Source organism: Williamsia sp. 1135 (genome assembly GCF_002095395.1).
In the GTDB taxonomy this organism is placed as follows: Bacteria; Actinomycetota; Actinomycetes; order Mycobacteriales; family Mycobacteriaceae; genus Williamsia.
Map to the genome: position 1 here is coordinate 77,695 of NZ_MJEI01000100.1, position 19,640 is coordinate 97,334.

19 protein-coding genes and 1 pseudogene are annotated in these 19,640 nt (G+C 65.6%); 10 read left to right on the plus strand and 10 right to left on the minus strand.

Features of this window, described 5'->3' with window-relative positions; all coding sequences use genetic code 11:
* Positions 1-49: 49 nt before the first annotated feature.
* Complete coding sequence (locus BFL43_RS19130; RefSeq protein WP_084894067.1) at positions 50-868, plus strand: maleylpyruvate isomerase family mycothiol-dependent enzyme; 819 nt, start codon at positions 50-52, stop codon at positions 866-868.
* A 23-nt stretch (positions 869-891) separates the two neighbouring features.
* Complete coding sequence (locus BFL43_RS19135; RefSeq protein WP_084894153.1) at positions 892-2,196, plus strand: family 1 glycosylhydrolase; 1,305 nt, start codon at positions 892-894, stop codon at positions 2,194-2,196.
* Here BFL43_RS19135 and BFL43_RS19140 read toward each other — a convergent pair.
* The gene (locus BFL43_RS19140) at positions 2,093-3,115 is read right to left on the minus strand and encodes a hypothetical protein (protein WP_084894068.1); all 1,023 of its coding nucleotides are present in this window, start codon (positions 3,113-3,115) and stop codon (positions 2,093-2,095) included. The genes BFL43_RS19135 and BFL43_RS19140 overlap by 104 nt on opposite strands.
* A gap of 137 nt (positions 3,116-3,252) precedes the next feature.
* Here BFL43_RS19140 and BFL43_RS19145 point away from each other — a divergent pair, with 137 nt between their 5' ends.
* Complete coding sequence (locus tag BFL43_RS19145) at positions 3,253-4,059, plus strand: SDR family oxidoreductase (RefSeq protein WP_084894069.1); 807 nt, start codon at positions 3,253-3,255, stop codon at positions 4,057-4,059.
* A 4-nt stretch (positions 4,060-4,063) separates the two neighbouring features.
* Positions 4,064-4,828 carry a precorrin-6A synthase (deacetylating) gene (gene cobF / locus BFL43_RS19150; RefSeq protein WP_084894070.1) on the plus strand — a complete coding sequence of 255 codons (765 nt, stop codon included), beginning with the start codon at positions 4,064-4,066 and terminating at the stop codon, positions 4,826-4,828.
* An 85-nt stretch (positions 4,829-4,913) separates the two neighbouring features.
* On the opposite strand, the gene BFL43_RS19155 is transcribed toward cobF, so the two are convergent.
* Positions 4,914-5,660: a 3'(2'),5'-bisphosphate nucleotidase CysQ gene (locus BFL43_RS19155; RefSeq protein WP_240498357.1), complete on the minus strand. Its 747-nt coding sequence runs from the start codon at positions 5,658-5,660 to the stop codon at positions 4,914-4,916.
* A 25-nt stretch (positions 5,661-5,685) separates the two neighbouring features.
* Between BFL43_RS19155 and BFL43_RS19160 the strand changes: the two genes are divergently transcribed.
* The 4 genes and pseudogenes from BFL43_RS19160 (at position 5,686) to BFL43_RS19175 (ending at position 9,066) form a co-directional block, all read left to right on the plus strand.
* Positions 5,686-6,561: a DNA-formamidopyrimidine glycosylase family protein gene (locus BFL43_RS19160; protein WP_084894072.1), complete on the plus strand. Its 876-nt coding sequence runs from the start codon at positions 5,686-5,688 to the stop codon at positions 6,559-6,561.
* Positions 6,558-7,643, plus strand: a complete 1,086-nt coding sequence (locus tag BFL43_RS19165; RefSeq protein WP_240498358.1) for a Ca2+-dependent phosphoinositide-specific phospholipase C — start codon at positions 6,558-6,560, stop codon at positions 7,641-7,643. Before BFL43_RS19160 ends, BFL43_RS19165 begins: the two co-directional genes overlap by 4 nt.
* Before the next feature lie 10 nt (positions 7,644-7,653).
* Positions 7,654-8,394, plus strand: a complete 741-nt coding sequence (locus BFL43_RS19170; RefSeq protein WP_084894073.1) for an SDR family oxidoreductase — start codon at positions 7,654-7,656, stop codon at positions 8,392-8,394.
* 1 nt (position 8,395) lies between these two features.
* Positions 8,396-9,066, plus strand: a pseudogene (locus BFL43_RS19175) (response regulator transcription factor).
* On the opposite strand, the gene BFL43_RS19180 reads toward BFL43_RS19175, so the two are convergent.
* Both BFL43_RS19180 and BFL43_RS19185 read right to left on the minus strand, forming a co-directional pair.
* Positions 9,045-10,481: a HAMP domain-containing sensor histidine kinase gene (locus tag BFL43_RS19180; protein WP_084894074.1), complete on the minus strand. Its 1,437-nt coding sequence runs from the start codon at positions 10,479-10,481 to the stop codon at positions 9,045-9,047. The pseudogene BFL43_RS19175 and the gene BFL43_RS19180 overlap by 22 nt on opposite strands.
* 148 nt (positions 10,482-10,629) lie before the next feature.
* Complete coding sequence (locus BFL43_RS19185; RefSeq protein WP_143695417.1) at positions 10,630-11,307, minus strand: hypothetical protein; 678 nt, start codon at positions 11,305-11,307, stop codon at positions 10,630-10,632.
* Positions 11,308-11,359: 52 nt separating this feature from the next.
* On the opposite strand from BFL43_RS19185, the gene BFL43_RS19190 reads away from it, so the two are divergent.
* Positions 11,360-11,893 (plus strand): hypothetical protein, encoded by a 534-nt coding sequence (locus tag BFL43_RS19190; protein WP_084894076.1) that lies wholly within the window; start codon positions 11,360-11,362, stop codon positions 11,891-11,893.
* A 3-nt stretch (positions 11,894-11,896) separates the two neighbouring features.
* On the opposite strand, the gene BFL43_RS19195 is transcribed toward BFL43_RS19190, so the two are convergent.
* The 6 genes from BFL43_RS19195 to BFL43_RS19220 all read right to left on the minus strand — a co-directional run bounded on the left by BFL43_RS19195 (position 11,897) and on the right by BFL43_RS19220 (position 18,063).
* Positions 11,897-12,853 (minus strand): mechanosensitive ion channel family protein, encoded by a 957-nt coding sequence (locus BFL43_RS19195; protein WP_084894077.1) that lies wholly within the window; start codon positions 12,851-12,853, stop codon positions 11,897-11,899.
* 51 nt (positions 12,854-12,904) lie between these two features.
* Positions 12,905-14,227, minus strand: coding sequence for a hypothetical protein (locus BFL43_RS19200; RefSeq protein ID WP_084894078.1), 1,323 nt, complete (start codon positions 14,225-14,227; stop codon positions 12,905-12,907).
* Complete coding sequence (gene pgi / locus BFL43_RS19205; protein ID WP_084894155.1) at positions 14,224-15,906, minus strand: glucose-6-phosphate isomerase; 1,683 nt, start codon at positions 15,904-15,906, stop codon at positions 14,224-14,226. Before pgi ends, BFL43_RS19200 begins: the two co-directional genes overlap by 4 nt.
* 135 nt (positions 15,907-16,041) lie before the next feature.
* Positions 16,042-16,911, minus strand: a complete 870-nt coding sequence (locus BFL43_RS19210; protein ID WP_084894079.1) for an FAD:protein FMN transferase — start codon at positions 16,909-16,911, stop codon at positions 16,042-16,044.
* Between the two features lie 153 nt (positions 16,912-17,064).
* A complete protein-coding gene (locus BFL43_RS19215) occupies positions 17,065-17,283 on the minus strand; it encodes a hypothetical protein (protein WP_084838913.1) in 219 nt (72 codons plus the stop codon).
* A gap of 99 nt (positions 17,284-17,382) precedes the next feature.
* Positions 17,383-18,063 carry a TetR/AcrR family transcriptional regulator gene (locus BFL43_RS19220; protein ID WP_084894080.1) on the minus strand — a complete coding sequence of 227 codons (681 nt, stop codon included), beginning with the start codon at positions 18,061-18,063 and terminating at the stop codon, positions 17,383-17,385.
* A gap of 91 nt (positions 18,064-18,154) precedes the next feature.
* On the opposite strand from BFL43_RS19220, the gene BFL43_RS19225 reads away from it, so the two are divergent.
* Positions 18,155-19,639, plus strand: coding sequence for an MFS transporter (locus tag BFL43_RS19225; RefSeq protein WP_084894081.1), 1,485 nt, complete (start codon positions 18,155-18,157; stop codon positions 19,637-19,639).
* Position 19,640: the final 1 nt, after the last annotated feature.

The window sequence follows — 19,640 nt, forward strand, 5'->3', positions numbered from 1 at the left end:
CCGCGGTTCGGCCGCGGCCGCAGGTGAGGGCCCCTTATGCTCTGCAACCATGAGCCGAACAGTCATCCCGAAGGAACCGGCGGTTGCCGCGCTGACCTCGGTCTGGGGGTCCATCGAGGCGATCGCGGCCGAACTCACCGCCGAGCAGTGGGACAGCCCGTCGATTCTGCCGGGGTGGTCGGTCGGGGATGTGGTCGCCCACGTCATGACGACGGAGTTGCTGCTGCTGGGGGATCCGGTGCCCAGCACCGACACGGAGGTCGAGTCGTTCGCGCACGTCCACAACGAGATCGGTGCGATGAACGAGCGCTGGCTCGAGCACTATCGGGCTCGTGGTCGGGAGGCCGTGCTCGCCGCCTTCACCGATGCAACGTCGAGACGGGTTGAAGCACTGCAGGCCATGAGCCAGGACGACTTCGACGCCGATTCGTTCACGCCGGCCGGGCCCGACACCTACGGACGCTTCATGCGGATCCGGGTGTTCGACAGCTGGGTCCACGAGCTGGACCTGCGGGACACCCTGGGATTGGCCCCGCCCACCGATGCGGCGAGCGCGGCACTCGCCTTCGACGAGATGTTTTGCGCACTTCCGTTTCTCGTCGGCAAAAGAGCAGGCGCGCCGGAGGGCAGCCGCGTCCGGATCGTCGTCACCGGCCTCGTGGAGAAGACCGTGAACGTCGCAGTAGACGGCCGCGCGGCAGTTGTGTCCGATTTCGACGACGAGCCCAGCGTGACCGTGACGATCAACTATGCTGACTTCGCTCGTCTCACCGCAGGACGTGCGACGGCCGATCCGGCGGTCGCCGTCGTCTCCGGCGACCGCGCACTCGGCAACGATGTGCTCGGGAACCTGGCGTTCGCGATGTGAGGCAGATCTCGGGGGAGGGATTCATGAACAGAACGACACTGATCCGGCGACTGGTGACCGTCGCGTTGCCGGTGATCGTCGCGCTCGCGATACCGGCAGCTCCTGCGCTCGCGCAGCCGCCCAACCTCGGGCGGAATTTTCTGTGGGGCGTGGGTTCGGCGGGTTTTCAGTCCGAGGGCTCCTCGCCTGACAGCAACTGGTTGCGGTACTCGGACTCTGACCGGGTGCACGACCCCGTGGGTACGTCGGTCGACTTCCGGCATCGATACGTCGAGGACATCACCAACGCAAAGCTGATGGGCGTCAAGGTCTACCGGATCAGTGTGGAGTGGGCGCGCATTCAGCCGAAGCCGGGTGTGTGGGATCAGCGTGAACTCGAGTACTACGACCGCGTGATGCACTACATCCTGCTGTCGGGGATGCGGCCGATGATCACGCTCGATCACTGGGTGTATCCGGGCTGGGCGGTCGACCGTGGTAGCTGGAACAACCCGAACATGGTGCGCGACTGGTTGACCAATGCGAAGAAGGTGGTGGATCGCTACGCGCGTTTCGACCCCATCTGGATCACGGTCAACGAGCCGCTCGTCTACACCTTTCTCAAAGAACTGAGTTTCGGTGGCATTGCGCCGCACAATGTTCCGCTGATGCTCGACCAGCTTGTTCAGGCACATCGCACCATCTACGACTACATCCACGCCCGCCAGCCCAAGGCCTGGGTAACGTCGAACTCTGCGTATCTGCCCACGGTGCAGCCGGTGCTGGATTCGATGTTCCTCGATCGGATCAAGGACAAGCAGGATTTTGTCGGCATCGATTACTACTATTCGGTCGCGGCGACCGACCTGAACACCTACAACGCGGCGACCGAAAAGTACTGGAAGGCCTCGACCTCGGCGGACGGCCTGTATTACGCACTGCGCTACTACGACCGGAAGTTCCCTGGCAAACCGCTCTACATCGTGGAGAACGGGATGCCGACCGAGAACGGGGCGCCCCGGCCAGACGGATACCGGCGTGCCGATCAGCTCCGCGACGCCGCCTACTGGCTGGCTCGCGCCAAAGCCGACGGCATGAACGTCGTCGGTTACAACTACTGGTCGATCACCGACAACTACGAGTGGGGCAGCTACACAACACGTTTCGGGCTCTATCAAGTGGACGTGACCACGGACCGAGCCCTACTTCGCCGACCCACTGCAGCAGTCGCGGCCTACCGGGACGTCATCGCCAATGGAGGCGTTCGCTCAGATTATCGACCCACCAGGCCGGCGCAGTTCTGCTCTCTGGTCGATGCTCCAACGAGCTGCAGTCAGCCGGTACGGTGAACGACTTGTCGTCGAGGCCGGTCTTGATCGCCAGGTTCTCGTCGGCGGATCGTTCGGCTTCGGCAGACCCGAACAGCGCCACGGCGACAGCGCCGAGGACCGCGAACGTGAAGCCCGCCAGAGCCAGCCACTCGAGGCCGGGCACGGTCGAGTCTCCGAGCCACATCACCCCGACGATTCCCGGGGCGGCGGTCTCACCGACGACCAGGGCCGCGGTCGAACCGTTGACGGCGCCCAGTTGTAGCGCGACGGTGTGCAGGTAGAAACCGGACGCGCCGGCGATCGCGATCACCCACGCGGCGGGATCGGCCAGCATCGTCGGCAATGAGAACGGATCGATACCGTCGAGGACCCGGACACCGATCGCGACCGCGCCGAAGAGCAATCCCGCGGCGGCGCCGGCGGTGACCGACCCAGCCGGTCCCATCCGCCGGACCCCGTAGATCGACAGCCCGACGAGCACAAGAGTCGCGAACAGCAGGGCCCAGTGCAGCGAGCGTGGGGTCGCGCCTGCGGTGTGTGGCTGCGAAGCGGCTCCCAGGATCAACAGCGCGGCCAGCACAGTACCGATGGCAACCCAGTCCCGGGTGTGCAGCCTGATGCCGAGCAAGCGGATACCCAGAACAGCGGTGATGACGAGGTTGCCGGCAACGATCGTCTGCGACAGGAACAGCGGCAGCATCCTGGCGGCACCCGCTCCTGCGATGAACCCGAGGACGTCGAAGATCGCGCCGACGATGAACACACCGGTCATCGCGGTCGCGGCCGTGGACCGCAGTGAGGGCGCGCCCGTCGCCGTCGACATGCGGTGGTCGGCGGAGTTCTCGCGGGCCGCCTTGCGCGCACCGAGCGCCTGCATCACCGACGACAGGCCATAACCCAACGCCGCGATCAGGGCCAACGTGACTCCGACAACCACTTACAACACCCACTTTCCGCACAACTCGTTTCACAACAACAACCAAGTCTGCTCAGGTAATTCCCAGCTTCGCCACTGATTTTTCTCAGGCAGGGTGGCATTTTTCACACACCGTCGGTCGCCACTAGGGTTGGGTGATGAGCAAAACCGTCTTGATCACCGGTGCATCCAGCGGAATCGGCGCCGAGGTCGCCCGTCAATTGGTGGCCAAGGGCCTGACCGTTCTCGGTACGAGTCGCAAGCCCGACGCGATTGCGAAGCCGATCGCCGGTGTCATCTACCTCGAACTCGACCAGAACGACCCCGCCAGCATCGCGCGGTGCGCAGAGCAGGCGGGCGCGATCGACATCCTCATCAACAACGCTGGTGAGAGTCAGATGGGACCGCTCGAGGACACCCCGATGGAGGTCATCGAGAAGTTGTTCGCCACCAACGTGTTCGGGCCGATCGCGCTGACAAAGGCGGTGCTACCGGGGATGCGGGAGCGCGGGAGCGGGACCATCGTCATGGTCGGGTCCATGTTGTCGAGCTTCCCGCTGGCCTTCCGGTCGACCTATTCGGCGACGAAGTCGGCCATGAAATCCTTTGCCGACGCGAGCCGCCGTGAACTGGCCCCGTTCGGGATCGCCATCTGCACCGTCGAGCCGGGCACGATCGCGACCGGCATCGGCGACAGGCGTGGTTACTACATCGCCGATGATTCGCCCTATCGCGCCGACTACGACACCGTTGCCGCGGCCACCACGCGCAACGAGAAGGCCGGACTGGCGGTGGCGCCCATGGCTGCGGTGATCGTCGAAGCCGCGCTGTCGAAGGATCCGAAACCGCTGTACGCGAAGGGAAACAAGGCCCCGGTGGTGTTCGCCTTGCGCCGGTTGCTGCCGCGTCGAACCATCCTCGACATCATCGGCCGGTTCCACGGTCTGCCGAAAGCGCGTCCCTGAGGCGATGCGGAAACTACTCGTCATCGGGATCGGTCCGGGCGATCCGCGGCAGGTGACCATCGAGGCCATCGACGCGATGAACTCGGTGGACGTGTTCTTCGTCCTCGACAAGGCACCAGAACGTGGCCTCGCCGTAAAGCACTCGCTGGTCGGACTGCGACAGGAGATCTGCGAGCGATACATCGATGGGAACTACCGGTTCGTCGAGGTGCCCGATCCGCCTCGTGACCGCAACCCCGACGACTACCGCGCCGAGGTGCGACGCTGGCACGACGCTCGCGCCGATCTGATCGAGGCGGCGTTGGCGACCGAACTGGCGGACGACGGGGTCGCAGGGATCCTGGTCTGGGGCGACCCGGCGCTCTACGACAGCACCCTGCGCATCGTCGACACCATCATCGATCGTGGTCGAATCGAGTTGGAACACAACGTGATCCCGGGCATCACGAGTGTCGCCTCGCTGACCGCCGCTCACAAGATCCTGCTCAACCGCATCGGGGAGCCCATCCACATCACCACCGGTCGACGGCTCGACGAGACACCCGAGGGGGCGGCGGCGAACCAGGTCGTGATGCTCGACGCCGACTGCACGTTCCTGCAGACCGCTGCGCCGACGGATCAGATCTGGTGGGGTGCCTATCTCGGGACGCCCGACCAGATCCTCATCGCAGGAACGGTCGGTGAGGTCGGTGAGACGATCCGCGAGACCCGTGCCGCCGCACGCGAGCGGCATGGCTGGATCATGGACATCTACCTGCTCCGCCGCTGACCCGGCCCCTCGATAATGGGTTGTTTTGGCGGAGCCGAACAGGGCTTTTGTTCGCCAGAACGACCCATTATCGGAGGGCGGGGAGCTAGAGGATCTCTTCCAGGGCGCCGAGGATCGGGTCGCGGAGTTCTTGGCGGCAGATCACGAAGTCGGGCATGAACGGGTTGGGACGGTTGTATTCGAGCTCCGACCCGTCGATGCGACTGCAATGCAGCCCGGCAGCCTGCGCGACTCCGACCGGTGCGCAGTTGTCCCATTCGTACTGCCCGCCTGCGTGGACATACGCATCGGCGTCTCCGCGAACGACGGCCATGGCCTTCGCTCCGGCCGACCCGATCGGCATCACCTTCAGGCCCAGGCGGTGCGAGACATGACCGGCCTCGAACGACGTCCAGCCGCGGCTCGCGACCATCCGCCCGCTGAGTTCGCCGTCCACCTTGGGCACGGAATCGGTACTGAACACCTGGTTGATGGCCGGCAAGGAGACCGCACAGTCGGTCGGCTGCCCACCTTCGGTGAGCGCGATGTGCACGGCCCAGTCGTTTCGGCCCGCGGAGAACTCGCGGGTGCCGTCGAGGGGGTCGATGATCCACACGCGGTCGGCGGAGAGCCTGCGGCCGGTGTCCTTGGCCTCTTCCGACAGCACGGCATCGCCGGGTCGATGCTCGGCGAGGACCGCCGCGATCCACGTCTGCGCCATCGCATCACCGACGTCGCCGAGCAGATATCCGCGCAGCAACTGCTGATACCGGATGTCGACGAGGATCTTCCCCGCGCCTTCGGCCAGCATTCTGGCCAACTCGGCGTCGGTCGCCGAACCACTGGAGCGCATCCGTTTACTAGAGCACACTGGACCCATGCCTGAGTTACCTGAGGTGCAGGCCATCGCCGACTACGTCGACGGCCGTGCCGCCGGACTACCCATCAGACGCGTCGATGTCGCATCCCTCGCGGTCCTCAAAACCGCCGATCCGCCTTACACCGCGCTGGCGGGAAGGGTGATCGACAGCGTTGGCCGGGTCGGGAAATACCTGGTCATCACGGCATCCGGGGCCGACGAGGGCCCGATCCACCTGATCATCCACCTGTCCCGCGCGGGCTGGCTGCGGTGGTCGGACAATTTGTCGCCGACCCCGCCCCGGCCAGGCGGTAAAGGCCCGATCGCACTTCGTGTGCATTGCGGTCTGCCCGGGGAAGGATTCGACGTCACCGAGGCCGGCACCCAGAAGCGCTTGGCCGTATGGATCGTCCGCGACCCTGCCGAGGTCGAGCGGATCGCGACGCTGGGTCCCGACGTCCTCGCGTTGACCCGCGACGAGTTCGCCGCTCTGCTGGCGACCACCGGGGCGCGGATCAAGACCGTGCTCACCGATCAGCGGATCATCGCCGGGATCGGGAACGCGTACAGCGACGAGATCCTGCACACGGCGAAGCTGTCGCCGTTCGCCACCTCCAAGAACTTGTCCGACGATCAGATCGACCTGCTCTACGCGACGATCCACTCGGTCCTCACCGGTGCGATCGGCCGACTGGAAGGCCAAAAGGTCGCCCGGCTCAAAGGCGAGAAGCGATCTGGTCTGCGGGTGCACGCCCGGACAGGGATGCCGTGCCCGGTGTGCGGCGACACCGTGCGGGAGGTCTCGTTCACCGACCGCTCCTTCCAGTACTGCCCGACGTGCCAGACCGGCGGCAAGATACTGGCGGACCGGCGGATGTCGCGACTGCTGAAGTGACCACCACTGATCTGGACGAACTGCCCACGGGCCTGCGGCTCAATCAGATCCAGTTCATGGCGACGCACAACTCGTGCCATCAGCTGATGCCGCCTGACGAACGCTTCCCACTGCTGATGGGGTCGAATCTCGACTCGTATCGCTACGAGCATCCGCCGCTGGAGGTTCAGCTGGAACGGCAACACGTGCGCGGCGTCGAATTGGACCTCTACCCCGACCCGGGCGGTGGGCGGTACCGGTATCCGTCTGCGCGGCGCCGGCGCCGGCGCGGGCCTCGACCGGAAAGGCTCTGGGAAGATCCCGGTTTCAAGGTCATGCACGGTCCCGATGCCGACTACGGCACCAGCTGTCCGACACTGGGTGGTGCTCTGCAGACCATTCGGGGCTGGTCGAGAGCGAATCCGTCGCATGTGCCGATCATCATCCAGCTCGAACTGAAGGCCTCGTGGCCGTGGGCGCTGCTGACCGGGGGTGCCCGCGTGCCGCTGTGGACACCGGAGGTCCTCGACGACCTGGACGCGCAGATCCGGGAGGTGTTCGACGATTCCGCACTGCTCACCCCGGACCGGATCCGCGGGACCGCGTCGACACTGGAGAAAGCGATCCTGACCACGGGGTGGCCGCTGGTCGACGAGGTGCGCGGAACCGTCCTGTGCTTCCTGGACTACGGCGACCACGAGTACATCCGCGACCACTACCGGCGTGGTCGGACCAGCTTGCAGGGCCGGGCCGCTTTCACGGCACCCGCTCCGGGCCATAGTGATTCGGCGTTCGTGATGCGGAACGACCCGCGGGGGGCCAACGCGGAAGACATCGCCGATCTGGTGCGGCTCGGCTATTTCGTCCGCACCCGCTCCGACGTACCGGTGTCGACGGCGAAGGCCGACGAACACACCCGGCCGGCGATCGCGATGGCGTCGGGTGCCCACATGATCAGCACGGACTTCCCGCAGCCGGGGCTCGCGTTCCGCTGGGGCGACGGCAATTTCGTCGCGCGGCTACCCGGGGGAGTTGCGGTGCGCCCCAACCCGGTGACGGCCTGGAGACGCAGCGCAGCGGAGCTCGACCATGTCACCGGGTAAGTTGCCTCCCATGACACGGAACAAGATCCTCATCACCGGAGCCAGCTCAGGTCTGGGCGAGGGGATGGCCAAAGCCTATGCAGCGCAGGGGCGCGCACTGGCCCTGTGCGCCCGCCGCGCCGACCGGCTCGACGAGCTCAAGGCCGAGCTCGAACCTCAGGCGGCGCAGGTCGCGGTGGCGCGACTGGACGTCACCGACCTGCCGACGGTCCCGGTTGTCTTCGGCCGGCTCCGTGACGAGCTCGGCGGACTCGACCGGGTGATCGTCAATGCCGGACTCGGCAAAGGGGCACCCGTCGGGACCGGCAAGGCGCACGCCAACATCGAGACGGTTCAGACGAATCTGGTTGGCGCGCTGGCTCAGGTAGAGGCTGCCCTCGAGATCTTCCGCGAGCAGAACTCGGGGCACCTGGTGCTGATCAGCTCGATGAGCGCGGTGCGCGGACTCCCCAAGGCGCAAGCCGCGTATTCCGCGTCGAAGGCGGGACTCTCCGCACTCGGGGAGGGGCTGCAGGCAGAATTCGCCGGTTCGCCCATCAAGATCAGCGTGATCCTGCCCGGCTACATCTCCACCGATATCAACGCCGGCGTGAAGACCAAGCTGATGGCCGAGCGCGACACCGGGGTCAAGGCGCTCGTCGCCGCGATCGACGCCGAGCGGGCTCGGACCCCGGTGCCCCGGTGGCCGTGGACCGCCGTAGATCTGGCGCTGCGTCACCTGCCCGCCGCGATCACCCGCCGCATGGTCTGACATGCGGGCTCTGGTGGTCGAGGACGACGTGAGAGTCGCTGAGACAGTCAAGCGGATGCTCGTCAGCGACGGCTGGAGCGTCGTCGTTGCCCGTGACGGTGCGGACGGTCTCTGGCAGGCAACCGAGAACGAGTTCGATGTCGTGCTCCTCGACATCATGTTGCCGACGATGAACGGATTCCAGGTCATCAAGGAACTGCGGGCAGCGCAGGTGTGGACGCCGGTGCTCATGTTGTCGGCCAAGGACGGCGAATACGACCAGGCCGAAGCACTCGACTACGGTGCCGACGACTACTTGATCAAGCCGTTCTCGGTGGTGGTGCTCAAGGCCCGCCTTCGTGCGTTGCTGCGCCGCGGCGGCAAGGAGCGGCCTGCGGTGCTGACCGCAGGCTTGCTGACCCTCAATCCCTCGGATCATGTGGTGTGCCGCGACGACGAACCGATCAACCTCACCCCGCGTGAATACTCGCTGCTGGAGTTCCTGATGCGCAACAAGGGCCGAGCGGTGACCAAAACCGAGATCTTGCAATCGATCTGGGATGAGAACTACGGCGGTGACGGGAACATCGTCGAGGTGTACATCCGCTACCTGCGCAAGCGGATCGACGTCCTTTCGGAGCCAACTCGATTCGCACGGTCCGCGGCTCGGGCTACTGTCTGGTCGACGAGTAGCTCAGGGCGTCGTCACGTGGTGCGGCGACCGGTGTCCGGATCGTCATGGCGAAAGACGCCCCACCACCGGGGGCCTGCGACACCGTGATCGCGCCACCGTGGGCTTTCGCTATCTCGGCGGCGATCGGCAGCCCCAGGCCCGAACCTGACTGGTGGCGGCCCCGATCGGACTCGTGCCGGTAGAAACGGTCAAATATTTTGGCGCGCAGGTCTTCAGGAACACCGGGTCCATCGTCGATCACGCGAATCGTGGCGACGGATTCGTCCCACCCCATCTCGATGGTGATGCTCGAAGACGCGTGATGTGCTGCATTGTCGGTGAGGTTGCGGATCGCCCTGGTCAGTTTGCCCGAATCGCCGATGACCCGGACCGGGGACACCCTCGCGACCACCTTTGCCGCACCCAAGGAGCGCAGGCGTTTGACCTCGGCACCGACGATGTCGTCGAGGTCCACCTCGTCCACCGTGAGCGGGATGCCCCGCTCGTCGGCACGTGCCAACAGCAACAGATCCGCGACCATGGAGCTCATCCGCTGTGCTTCGGGCAACAAGATGGTGCGCACGGTGTCGACGTCGATGGGGGAGTCGGTGTCGTCCGCGAGGTCGAGGAGACCGACGAGTGTGGTCAGCGGCGAGCGCAACTCGTGGGAGGCGTCGCCGACGAACTGCAGCTGGCTCACCCGGCTCGTTTCGAGGCGGTCGAGCATGTCGTTCATCGTGACGGCCAAGGTGGTGAGCTCGTCGTCGGTCGACGGGACCGGAACCCGGCGACTGAGATCGGAACTCGTGATCGCCGAGACCTGTGTCGTGATGCGTGCGACCGGCTTCAACGCGCGACCGACGAAGTAATAGATGCCTGCGCCGGCGATCACGATGATTAGCGGGATCTCGATGGGGAGGATGGCGGCCGTACCCCAGAGTCCGGAGAAATAGGGTTGCGTCGACACCGCGGTGATGACGTTGTAGTCGATGCCGTCGAACCTGGCCCCGGTGATCTGGCCGCAGTAGGTACCCGAGCGTCCGGGGAGTTCGACGCCATCGACGCGTTCGGTGTTCCACCAACCGGGTCTGATATCGGAGACGGCGACGGTGTCGGATCCGGGCGAGCTGAAGAGCACGACGCCGTTGTCGTCCACGATCTGGATGACGTCAATACCCGTTGTGGGCCGCAGGAGTTCGGAATCGATGCTGTTGATGCCGCCCTCGTTGATCTGGTGGGCGATCTCGTACGAACGGGTTCCGGTCGATCTGTACATCTGCGAATCCTGGTGGCGGTGCAGCATGTACAGCATGATCACCGCCCCTGCCACCATTCCCAGGGCCACGATGATGGTCGCCACGATGGTCGAGCGCACGCGCACGCCCTGGCTGCGGCGGAACATCGCGTGAAAACCGTATGTCCTGTTGGCGAACACCTGGAGGGACTCCTAGCTGGGGGCTGTCGCTCGATGGCATGTCCGTGGTCGGCTCGTGACCAGCGCAGTCTCTCAGCGGGCTTTCAGCGGGGCGCTCGCTCTGTGCTCGGCCGTGCGTGAACGCGCATGAAGGCCGGGCGAACGGGGGTCAGCCGGTCGGCGAGACCGAACCCGAGGGGGCGCCTGACGTCGGGGCTGGTGAACCATCTGACCAGACGACCGGTGCGGACTTGTAGTCGAACTGCTCCTCACCGGTGTCTGCCCAGTAGATGACCCGGGTCAGCTGTGTATCCGGATCTGCCAGTGTCACAAGGCAGGTGGCGTACGACTGACCCTTGGCGAGGGTCTCCGGTGGCGGGGTGGCCAGGCAACCCGCGACATTGTCGGGCGGGGTGAGGGTGAGTGCCGGCGTCACGCCGTCGGCGCTGCCCGCGAATCCTGCGATCGACAGCGTGTTGCGCTGCCGGTCGACGGCCTGCGTGACGGTGAGATGGATGAAGAAAGGGCTGCCGCCGTGGGTGAACGAGTCGGGTAGGGCTCCGTCAGCGGCCGGTTCGATCCCGGTCACCGTGAAGCCCGATAGTTGCTGGTCAGGCCGGAAGGTGTGCGAGGGCAGCAGAGCCGTGTCCGACCACAACAGCGCCTCGCCGGGTTCGGTCAACGCGAGAGGTCCGGCCGGGAGGGTGACGTTCGCCGAGGTCGGCACCGCCACGCTGGGGGTCGTCGAGGTGGGTTCGTCCGAGCCGCCACCGCTCGAACACGCGACCAGGGTCGTCAACAGCGCCGCCGCAACCACGGCAGATGCCACGCCATTTCGCACAGTCATCTGGTGATCGTATGTGGTCAACGCCGTTCCGGGGCGACGTAGGGTGTGCACCATGGGAAATCAACAGGACGAGGTGTACGGGCGCGGGGCGTTCCAGCTCTACGGCAGCGAACTGCAGGTGAAGATCAGCGACCTGCTGGCCGACGTCTTCGGCCGCGACGACATCACCTGCTGGGCCGGCGACTGGCGCGGAATCCTGTACTTCACCCTCGATGACGAGGAAGGTGTCGATCCGCAGCAGATCTTCGGTTTCGACCCCTCCACGGGCGACAGCGGCGAGCTCGCGACCCTGCCCGAACTGATGGCGGCCATCGACCGCCGCGACATCACCGACGCGGTCGACGGGGCCGGGTTCGCGAGGTGGCTGGTCGACACCGGAAACACCGAACTGGAGGTGGCGACCTGCGCGCCGACAGTCGAACTCGAGTTCATCGGCGGCTCGCCGGATGAACGGGTCACCGAACCGCGGGACGTCGTCACCCACGTGGCGCTGGCTGCCGTGATCATGGGTCGACTGCAAGCCCTCGATGTCCGGCCCGGGGACCCGATCCCCGAGGAGCTGTTCGATCAATCGCGCTGGGAATGAAGACTATTCGTTCCCCTGGCCGACCTTGACCAGCGTCGACGGACCCATCTCGCGTCCCGTTGGGTACGGCATCGGAATGCCGTTCGTCTCGTAGGCCTCCAGGATCTGCTTACGGATGCGACGCTGCAGAGCCCACTGGGCGTTGGGGCGGGTCTTGATGAGGATCCGCAGCGTGACCATGTCGGCCGAGATTTCCTGCACGCCCAGCATTTCAGGGGCGCCGAGCACATCCTTGGCGACGGCGTCGTCGGCCACTGCGTCCTGCGCGGCCTCGAGCGCCACCCTTTGCGCCCGCTCGAGATCCACGTTGTGCGCCACGGGGACCTCGATCCGGGCCACCGCGTAGTCCTGACTCATGTTGCCGACCCGGATGATCTCGCCGTTGCGGACGTACCAGAGGGTGCCGTCGATGTCCCGCACGGTGGTCACGCGCAGGCCGACTGTCTCGACCTCGCCGACCGCCTCACCGAGATCGACGATGTCGCCGACACCGTATTGGTCCTCGAGCAACATGAACACACCGGAGACGAAGTCTTTCACCAGATTCTGTGCACCGAAACCGATCGCCAGACCGACGAGGCCCGCCGATGCGAGGAACGGGGCAATGTTGACCTGCAACACACTCAGGCAGGTCAGGACGACCCAGACGAGGATCAGGATCGATGCCGTGGACTTGAGCACCGAGCCGATGGTCTCGGCACGTTGCTGCCGACGTTCGATGACCTGCGGATCCCGTAGTGCCTTGGGGCTGCGGTCACGCAGGTGACGGAGCAACGCCGGCTTCCTGCCGTCCTCACCCGATCCCGCGGGTGGCCGCCTGGTCGCCCGGTTGATCACCCGATGAGCGACATACCGGGCGATCAGTCCGACGGCGACGTAGATCACAATTCTGATCGGGTTCTCGACGAGCCAAAGACGGTTGGTATCAGTCCATTCGAACGCGACTGCGGTAACACTCATGGCCCCGACGTTACGGATTTGTTGTCGTCTGTCCAGCCGCGGTGATCTCGTTCACCAATGTTCGGCGGTCAGATCCCAATGTCCGAGAACCTTGTTGATCAGTTCGCGAAGGTCTGCGCCATGTGCAACGGTAGGGTCCGGCACGCCGATACAGATGGTCACATCGCCGCCCGCCGTGGCGGCCCATCCCGAGACCGAGCACCGGGTCTGTGTGCTCCTCGAGGCGCTCAGATGGGGATGCACCGACCGTGCGGCGATGGCCCGGCCCCGATGTCCGGAGAGCATGGTGAGCAATCCATCCAGATCGCCCATGTTGGATGCCAGACCGTCTCGCGATCCAGGATCGGGAACGAGCGCATGCGCGGCGCGATGGCCGATCACCCCGAGCACCTCTTCGGGCATGCCTGCCGGCGGCCCCATCCCTCGGCCGGCTCCCGCTTCCGTGAACGCGGCGCGTGCTCGGTCGCGCAACAGCGGCAGATCGCGGCATTCGTCGATCGACGCGACATCGATGGACGCGGCGGCGATCGTGTTCGCGCCCTCACCGCCCTGCGACACCGGCACCGCCAGTTGTGCGGGTCCCGATCCGCGGATCTGCAGGACGAGCTCACCGATGAGCGCGGTGAACAACGTATTCGTGGTACCGCCGTGGCGCCGGGCCGAGGCGTTCCAGGTGGCGGCGTCGACGGAGAAGATTGCCGTCGGCTCTCGCCACTCCGCAGAGCCAGGGGGTTTCGGTGTCCGTGGTAATGCCGGCCGGCGGGCGGCGGCGAACAGTTCGGCGCGATGCGCCGGGTCGCGCACCCCCCGGGCAATACTGCGGGCCACACCGCCGACGGCGATCCGCAGCTGGGACAGAGCATCTCGTGCATCATCGCCCAGGGTCGGCAGTCCTGGGGCCGGCATGGCGGCGCCGGCCTCGTCCACGGCCAGCGCCGCGGCGCGGATCAAGGATTCTGCGTCGGCCACCACGTGCGAGCACAGCAGTGACACAACCGAGCCGCCCGTTTCCAGGCGCGCCAGCGACAGCTCCCACACCGGTCCGTGAGTGATGTCCAGGTCGATGTCACCGCGGGCATCAGCCCACGCAGTGATGGTCCCCGGAGCCAGCGGTTCGGGTTCGACGTACACGGGATTCAGGGCAGCGCCTCCGGCAAAATGGTTGCGGGCCGGCCAGATTCGCCGCCGGACCACTCTCCTGGTCAAGGGTCCGGCAGCTAGGGTGCGGTGGGGCAGCTCCAGATCGGCCGCGGTCAACGTGGCATCGAACCGCCAGAGTCCCTGCATGGCAATGCCGATGCCCATCCCATGGTGGGTCCGCCAGAAGATGTCGTCCGCGACACCCAGGCGGCTGACCCCGGCGGCAGAACTCACGCGCTGCGGCCCCGGTGCGTCCGGTACCAGCGCACCAGCGAGTCGGTGGACGAGTCATCGTGCGCCTCGGGCGATTCGTCCTCGGTGATCACCTTGAGGAGCTCGGACGCCTGCTTCTTGCCGAGCTCTACGCCCCATTGGTCGAAGCTGTTGATGCCCCAGACCGCGCCTTCGACGAACACCTGATGCTCGTAGAGCGCGATCAACTGACCCACCACCGACGGGGTCAGTTTCGGTGTCAGGATCGAGGTCGACGGCCGGTTTCCCGGCATCACCTTGTGCGCGACCACATGTGGGTCGACACCTTCGGCTGCGACCTCGTCGGCGGTCTTGCCGAATGCCAGCACCTTGGTCTGGGCGAAGAAGTTGCTCATCAACAGGTCATGCATGCTGCCGGTGCCATCGGCCGTGGGGAGGTCATCGGTGGGTTCGGCGAACCCGATGAAGTCGGCGGGAACCATTCGGGTGCCCTGGTGCAGCAGCTGATAAAACGCGTGCTGGCCGTTGGTGCCGGGTTCGCCCCAGAAGATCTCACCGGTGTCGGTGGTGACGTGATGGCCGTGGGTGTCGACGGATTTGCCGTTCGACTCCATGGTGAGCTGCTGCAGATACGCGGCGAACCGGGACAGGTCATTGGAATAGGGGAGCACCACGCGGGACGCGGTGTCCCAGAAGTTCGAGTACCAGAGGCCGATCAGGCCGAGGATCACCGGTGCGTTCTGATGCAGCGGCGCGGTGCGGAAATGCCGGTCGACGATGTTGAATCCGTCGAGGAAGTCGGCGAAGGCTTCTTTTCCGATGGCGGCCATCACCGACAGGCCGATCGCGGAATCCACCGAGTAGCGGCCGCCGACCCAGTCCCAGAAGCCGAACATGTTGGCGGTGTCGATGCCGAATGCCGACACCTTTTCGGCGTTGGTGCTCACGGCGACAAAGTGTTTCGCGACGGCGTCGTCGCCGGCGTCCAGCTTGTCGAGTAGCCACCTGCGTGCAGCCGAGGCGTTGGTCAGCGTCTCCAGCGTGGTGAATGTCTTCGACGCGATGACGAACAGCGTCGTCTCGGCGTCGAGGTCGGCGAGGGTGGAGACGAGGTCGGCGGGGTCGACGTTGGAGACGAAGCGACAGCGGATGTCGGTGTCGGCGTAGTGCCGCAGGGCCTGGTAGACCATCACCGGCCCGAGGTCGGAACCGCCGATACCGATGTTCACGACGGTCTTGATCGACTTGCCGGTGTGGCCCTTCCATTCGCCGGACCGGAGCTTGTCGGTGAACGCGCCCATCGCGTCGAGGACCTCGTGCACGTCGTGCACCACGTCCTGGCCGTCGACCTTCAACGTCGCGTCGCGGGGCAGCCGCAGCGCGGTGTGCAGCACTGCACGATCCTCGGAGGTGTTGATGTGCTCGCCCCAGAACATGGCGTCGCGCTTCTCGGCGAGGCCGACCTCGCGTGCCAGGCCCAGCAGCAGCTCGATGGTCTCGCGCAGGACCCGGTGCTTGGAGTAGTCGATATGGAGGTCGCCGACGTCGATCGTGAGTTCGGCCCCCCGCTTGGGGTCGACCGCGAAGATCTCGCGAAGGTGCATCGCGTAGACGTGCGGTTGGTGTGCGGACAGTTCCTGCCAGGCGTGGGAGCCGGTGAGGTCGAACTCCCGGGTTGACTCGCTCGGACCGCTGCTCATGTCGACAGACCCCTTCATCGGTTGCAGATTGCCAAATCTGCACTTGGTGACCTTGAGCATCAGCCTAGTCAGGCTTGGGGTCGTACTCGCACCCGAGCGACATAACCGGTAGAACGACTTTCGTGTTTCGTGTCCTCAGGCGGCGAGTGCGTGTCCGGTCGCAGGCACCCGGCCGACCCGGACCGCGCCCGAGTCTGCGGTGTCGATACGAGCGGTGAGGCCCTGGGCGGCGAGCCACCGGGCCGCACCGGCCGGGTCGACGTGAGATCTGAGGCCGGCCGACTGCGCCAGGGCAGCTGATTCGGCCACGACACTCACGCAGTCGAGGAAGCTCTGCGGCCGGAGGTCATCGGGTGCCACCGGCAAGCTACAGTAGTCCGCCGCTGCGACCTGGGCGACGGCCAGACCTGCGCCGAGCGGGTGCTCCATCCCGAGGGCTCCGCAATCCCAGCCACCCGTGGGCGCGGCACCCGCGGTCGCGGCGAGGTTGCCGACCCGGACCATCACTCCGCAGCCCAGTTGCTCGGCAAGGTGAGCGCTGGCCTGATCGGCCAGCAGTGCCCGGGCGGTGGATAGCAGTTCGAGCCGGACCTCGTTCGGCACGGTCACCGTTCCGCGACCGATCTGCACGCGATGCCACACGGGTATCGGAGAGCTGACTGCCGACGTCATGCCGGCTGCCGAGGCGGAGAAGGTCACACCCGGCAGATAGCGGTAGTCTGGAGTGTCCGAGCGCCGCACGGCCCGCGTCGCACCATCGGTGAGGTCGTCGAAGAAGAGCGCCTCGATGATGAGCTGGTCGAGGAGCGAGGACACCATCACCGGCTGCCCCTCGGCGAGGTCGAGTGCGAACACCTCGGCGGATGGCCGGGCGCGGTTCACGGTGCGGTCGAGTCGCTCGGCCAGCGCGCTCACGTGGTCGACTGCACGGTCATGGTGCTCGGACGCGGTGACCGACACCGCAATATCGGTGTCGAGACCGAAAAGCGCAGCAGTGGCGATCATCGTCGTACCTCTTCATCTGGGTTGTTTCTTCTCCTGGTGGTGTCCATGGTGAGCGTCGAACCTGGTAAGCGGCTGTGAGTAGGGGATGAGCACGCTGGTGAAATGCACGAAATCCGGGCCACCTCGAGGGAGGTGGCCCGGATGCGGTGTGCCCTACGCGGAGATCGAGATGTCGTAGACCCCGTCGTAGTCGACGTCGGAGACGTACTCGTCGACGTACCCGTCGTAGTCGGTGTCGACCTCGGCCTCGTCGGCGATCCCGTCGGCGTTGGTGTCCCATTCGGTGACGTCGACGTATCCATCGCCATTCGTGTCGGTGACGATGGTGTCGACGATGCCGTCTGCATTGGTGTCGAAGTACTGGGTCTCCATGATGTTCTCTTTCTCGCAGAGGTGGATGATGCTGTCCTGCAGCTTGTTCGCTGCATTGCGGAGATAAGAGATCGGCGGTCGATGAAATGTTCCCGCGAGTCAGGCGGGGATGTCGGGCAGCAGTGCCGCAGTCAGTGTGGTGCGGACCCAGTCCTCGAAGTCGTCGTACGTGAATCCGGCCCGGACGACCAGCTGTTCGTGGGTGTGCGGGCTGGCGATCACCCACGCGGTGTCGCCTGCCGATTCCGGGGTGAGTTCGGAGCGGAGCTGATCGACAGGAATGTTGCCGATCAGATTTCGGATGGCCATCCGCCTTATCTCCATCAGGTTCTGCCAGTCGGTCGCGGCCTCGGGGTCGACCGCGGCGGCCTGCGCGTAGGTCCCGAATCCGACCGCGGCGCGCTCGGTCAAGAGCCGGAACTGGTGGGTCGCGTGTGCGATCAGCTCTCGTGGGGTCGCGGTAGTCGGATCGAAGGCGTCGAGGATCGCCGCAGGCATGTCGGTCGGGTTGACCGCTCCGGGCTGCCCGCCCATCAGTTGAGCCTCCAACATCCCGCGCAACAGACCTCGTTTGTTGCCCCACGAGGAGTAGATGCTCTGCACCGAGACGTCGGCGCGCTCGGCAATCTTCGCGACCGTGGCTGCGGCGTAACCACTTTCGGAAAACACTTCGATTGCTGCCGCCAGGATGCGTCGCCGGGTGTCGGCTCTGGTGACTGCGCCGGCCTCGCGCTGCCTGCTGGTGCGGCGGGATGCCTTTTTCGGTTCGCTCTTGCTCATGCCGTCCAGTGTATGCCATGCTTTGGAAAGGCGTTCTAAATCATTGGAACGACACTCCGAACCAAGCCGGGTTCACGTCGAAGGATCAGTCATGATGACCATGTCGCCCACAACCCAGAAGCCGATCAACACGCGAGCCGTGATGATCGTGGTGTGCCTGGCCCTGGCGGCAGTGGTCGCCGCGATGTCGTCGCTGAACGTCGCCCTCCCCGACATCGCACGTTCGACCCACGCGAGTCAGACGCAGTTGTCGTGGATCATCGACGCGTACTCGCTGATCTTCGCCTCCCTGCTGCTGCCGGCCGGGGCGATCGGAGACCGTTACGGTCGTCGCAAGACGTTGCTGGCCGGATTGGCGATCTTCGGTGTCGCCTCGATCGTGGCGATGACCGCGGGGTCGGCGTCCGAGTTGATCGGGTTGCGCGGGCTGATGGGACTGGGTGCCGCGCTCGTCATGCCCGCCACGCTGTCGACCATCACCAGCACGTTTCCGGACGACAAGCGCCCGCAAGCGGTTGGGGTCTGGGCCGGCGTCGCCGGCGGCAGTGCGATCCTCGGATTGCTGGCTTCGGGCACATTGCTGGAGTTCTTCTCGTGGCGTTCGGTGTTCGGTCTGAATGTGGCATTGGCCGCCATTGCCATCGTGGCTGCCTGGAGAGTCGTCCCGGAATCTGCCGACGCATCCGCACCCAAGCTCGACCTCATCGGCGCAGCGCTGTCCGTCGCGGGGCTCGTGGTGGTCGTCTACTCGATCATCGAGGCGCCCGAAGCCGGGTGGCTCAGCGCGCGGACGCTGGCCGGCATCGTCGGCGGGCTCGTGATCCTGGCGCTGTTCATCCTGTTCGAACTGCGCACCGCGAACCCGATGCTCAACCCCCGCATCTTCGCCCGCCGCGGGCTGAGCGCAGGCAGTCTTTCGATCTTCATGCAATTCTTCGCGTTCTTCGGCTTCATCTTCGTTGTCCTGCAGTACTTGCAGATGGTGCGCGGTGACTCGCCGCTGATCTCGGCGGTGTCGATGCTCCCTTTGGCTGCGGTGATGATGCCTTCGGCCCGACTCGCGCCCCGACTGACCGAGAAGTTCGGTTCGCGTCCGGTCTGCGTCGTCGGACTGGTCCTGGTCTCGGCCGGGCTGCTCGTGCTCTCACGACTCGACGTCACCAGCTCGTACTGGCTGCTGCTTGCCGGGCTGATCCCACTCGGCATCGGGATGGGTACCGCGATGACACCGGCCACCAGCGCCATCACCGGAGCGCTCCCGAGGGCGCAGCAAGGCGTTGCGTCGGCGATGAACGATCTGTCCCGCGAGGTCGGAGGTGCACTCGGTATCGCTGTTCTCGGCAGCGTGCTGACCCAGGGCTACCGCAACAATCTGGAACTCCCGCAGGTTCCCGCGGAATTGCTGGAGAAGGCCAGGGAATCGTTTGCGGGCGCCTCACATGCGGGTGGTCAGATCGCCGCGCACGCCGACGTCGCCTTCGCGAGCGGGATGCAGAGTGCTCTGCTGCTGGCATCCATCGCAGTTCTGGCGGCGGCTCTGGCGGTGGGATTGCTGATGCCCAAGACTGCGGACTGAT

Bases quoted from the DNA above. Each gene is read 5' to 3' on its own strand.
- BFL43_RS19130 (WP_084894067.1), top strand. From the start codon at position 50: ATGAGCCGAACAGTCATCCCGAAGGAACCGGCGGTTGCCGCGCTGACC.
- BFL43_RS19135 (WP_084894153.1), top strand. From the start codon at position 892: ATGAACAGAACGACACTGATCCGGCGACTGGTGACCGTCGCGTTGCCG.
- BFL43_RS19145 (WP_084894069.1), top strand. From the start codon at position 3,253: ATGAGCAAAACCGTCTTGATCACCGGTGCATCCAGCGGAATCGGCGCC.
- cobF (WP_084894070.1), top strand. From the start codon at position 4,064: ATGCGGAAACTACTCGTCATCGGGATCGGTCCGGGCGATCCGCGGCAG.
- BFL43_RS19155 (WP_240498357.1), bottom strand. From the start codon at position 5,660: ATGCGCTCCAGTGGTTCGGCGACCGACGCCGAGTTGGCCAGAATGCTG.
- BFL43_RS19160 (WP_084894072.1), top strand. From the start codon at position 5,686: ATGCCTGAGTTACCTGAGGTGCAGGCCATCGCCGACTACGTCGACGGC.
- BFL43_RS19170 (WP_084894073.1), top strand. From the start codon at position 7,654: ATGACACGGAACAAGATCCTCATCACCGGAGCCAGCTCAGGTCTGGGC.
- BFL43_RS19185 (WP_143695417.1), bottom strand. From the start codon at position 11,307: ATGACTGTGCGAAATGGCGTGGCATCTGCCGTGGTTGCGGCGGCGCTG.
- BFL43_RS19190 (WP_084894076.1), top strand. From the start codon at position 11,360: ATGGGAAATCAACAGGACGAGGTGTACGGGCGCGGGGCGTTCCAGCTC.
- BFL43_RS19195 (WP_084894077.1), bottom strand. From the start codon at position 12,853: ATGAGTGTTACCGCAGTCGCGTTCGAATGGACTGATACCAACCGTCTT.
- pgi (WP_084894155.1), bottom strand. From the start codon at position 15,906: ATGAGCAGCGGTCCGAGCGAGTCAACCCGGGAGTTCGACCTCACCGGC.
- BFL43_RS19210 (WP_084894079.1), bottom strand. From the start codon at position 16,911: ATGATCGCCACTGCTGCGCTTTTCGGTCTCGACACCGATATTGCGGTG.
- BFL43_RS19215 (WP_084838913.1), bottom strand. From the start codon at position 17,283: ATGGAGACCCAGTACTTCGACACCAATGCAGACGGCATCGTCGACACC.
- BFL43_RS19220 (WP_084894080.1), bottom strand. From the start codon at position 18,063: ATGAGCAAGAGCGAACCGAAAAAGGCATCCCGCCGCACCAGCAGGCAG.
- BFL43_RS19225 (WP_084894081.1), top strand. From the start codon at position 18,155: ATGATGACCATGTCGCCCACAACCCAGAAGCCGATCAACACGCGAGCC.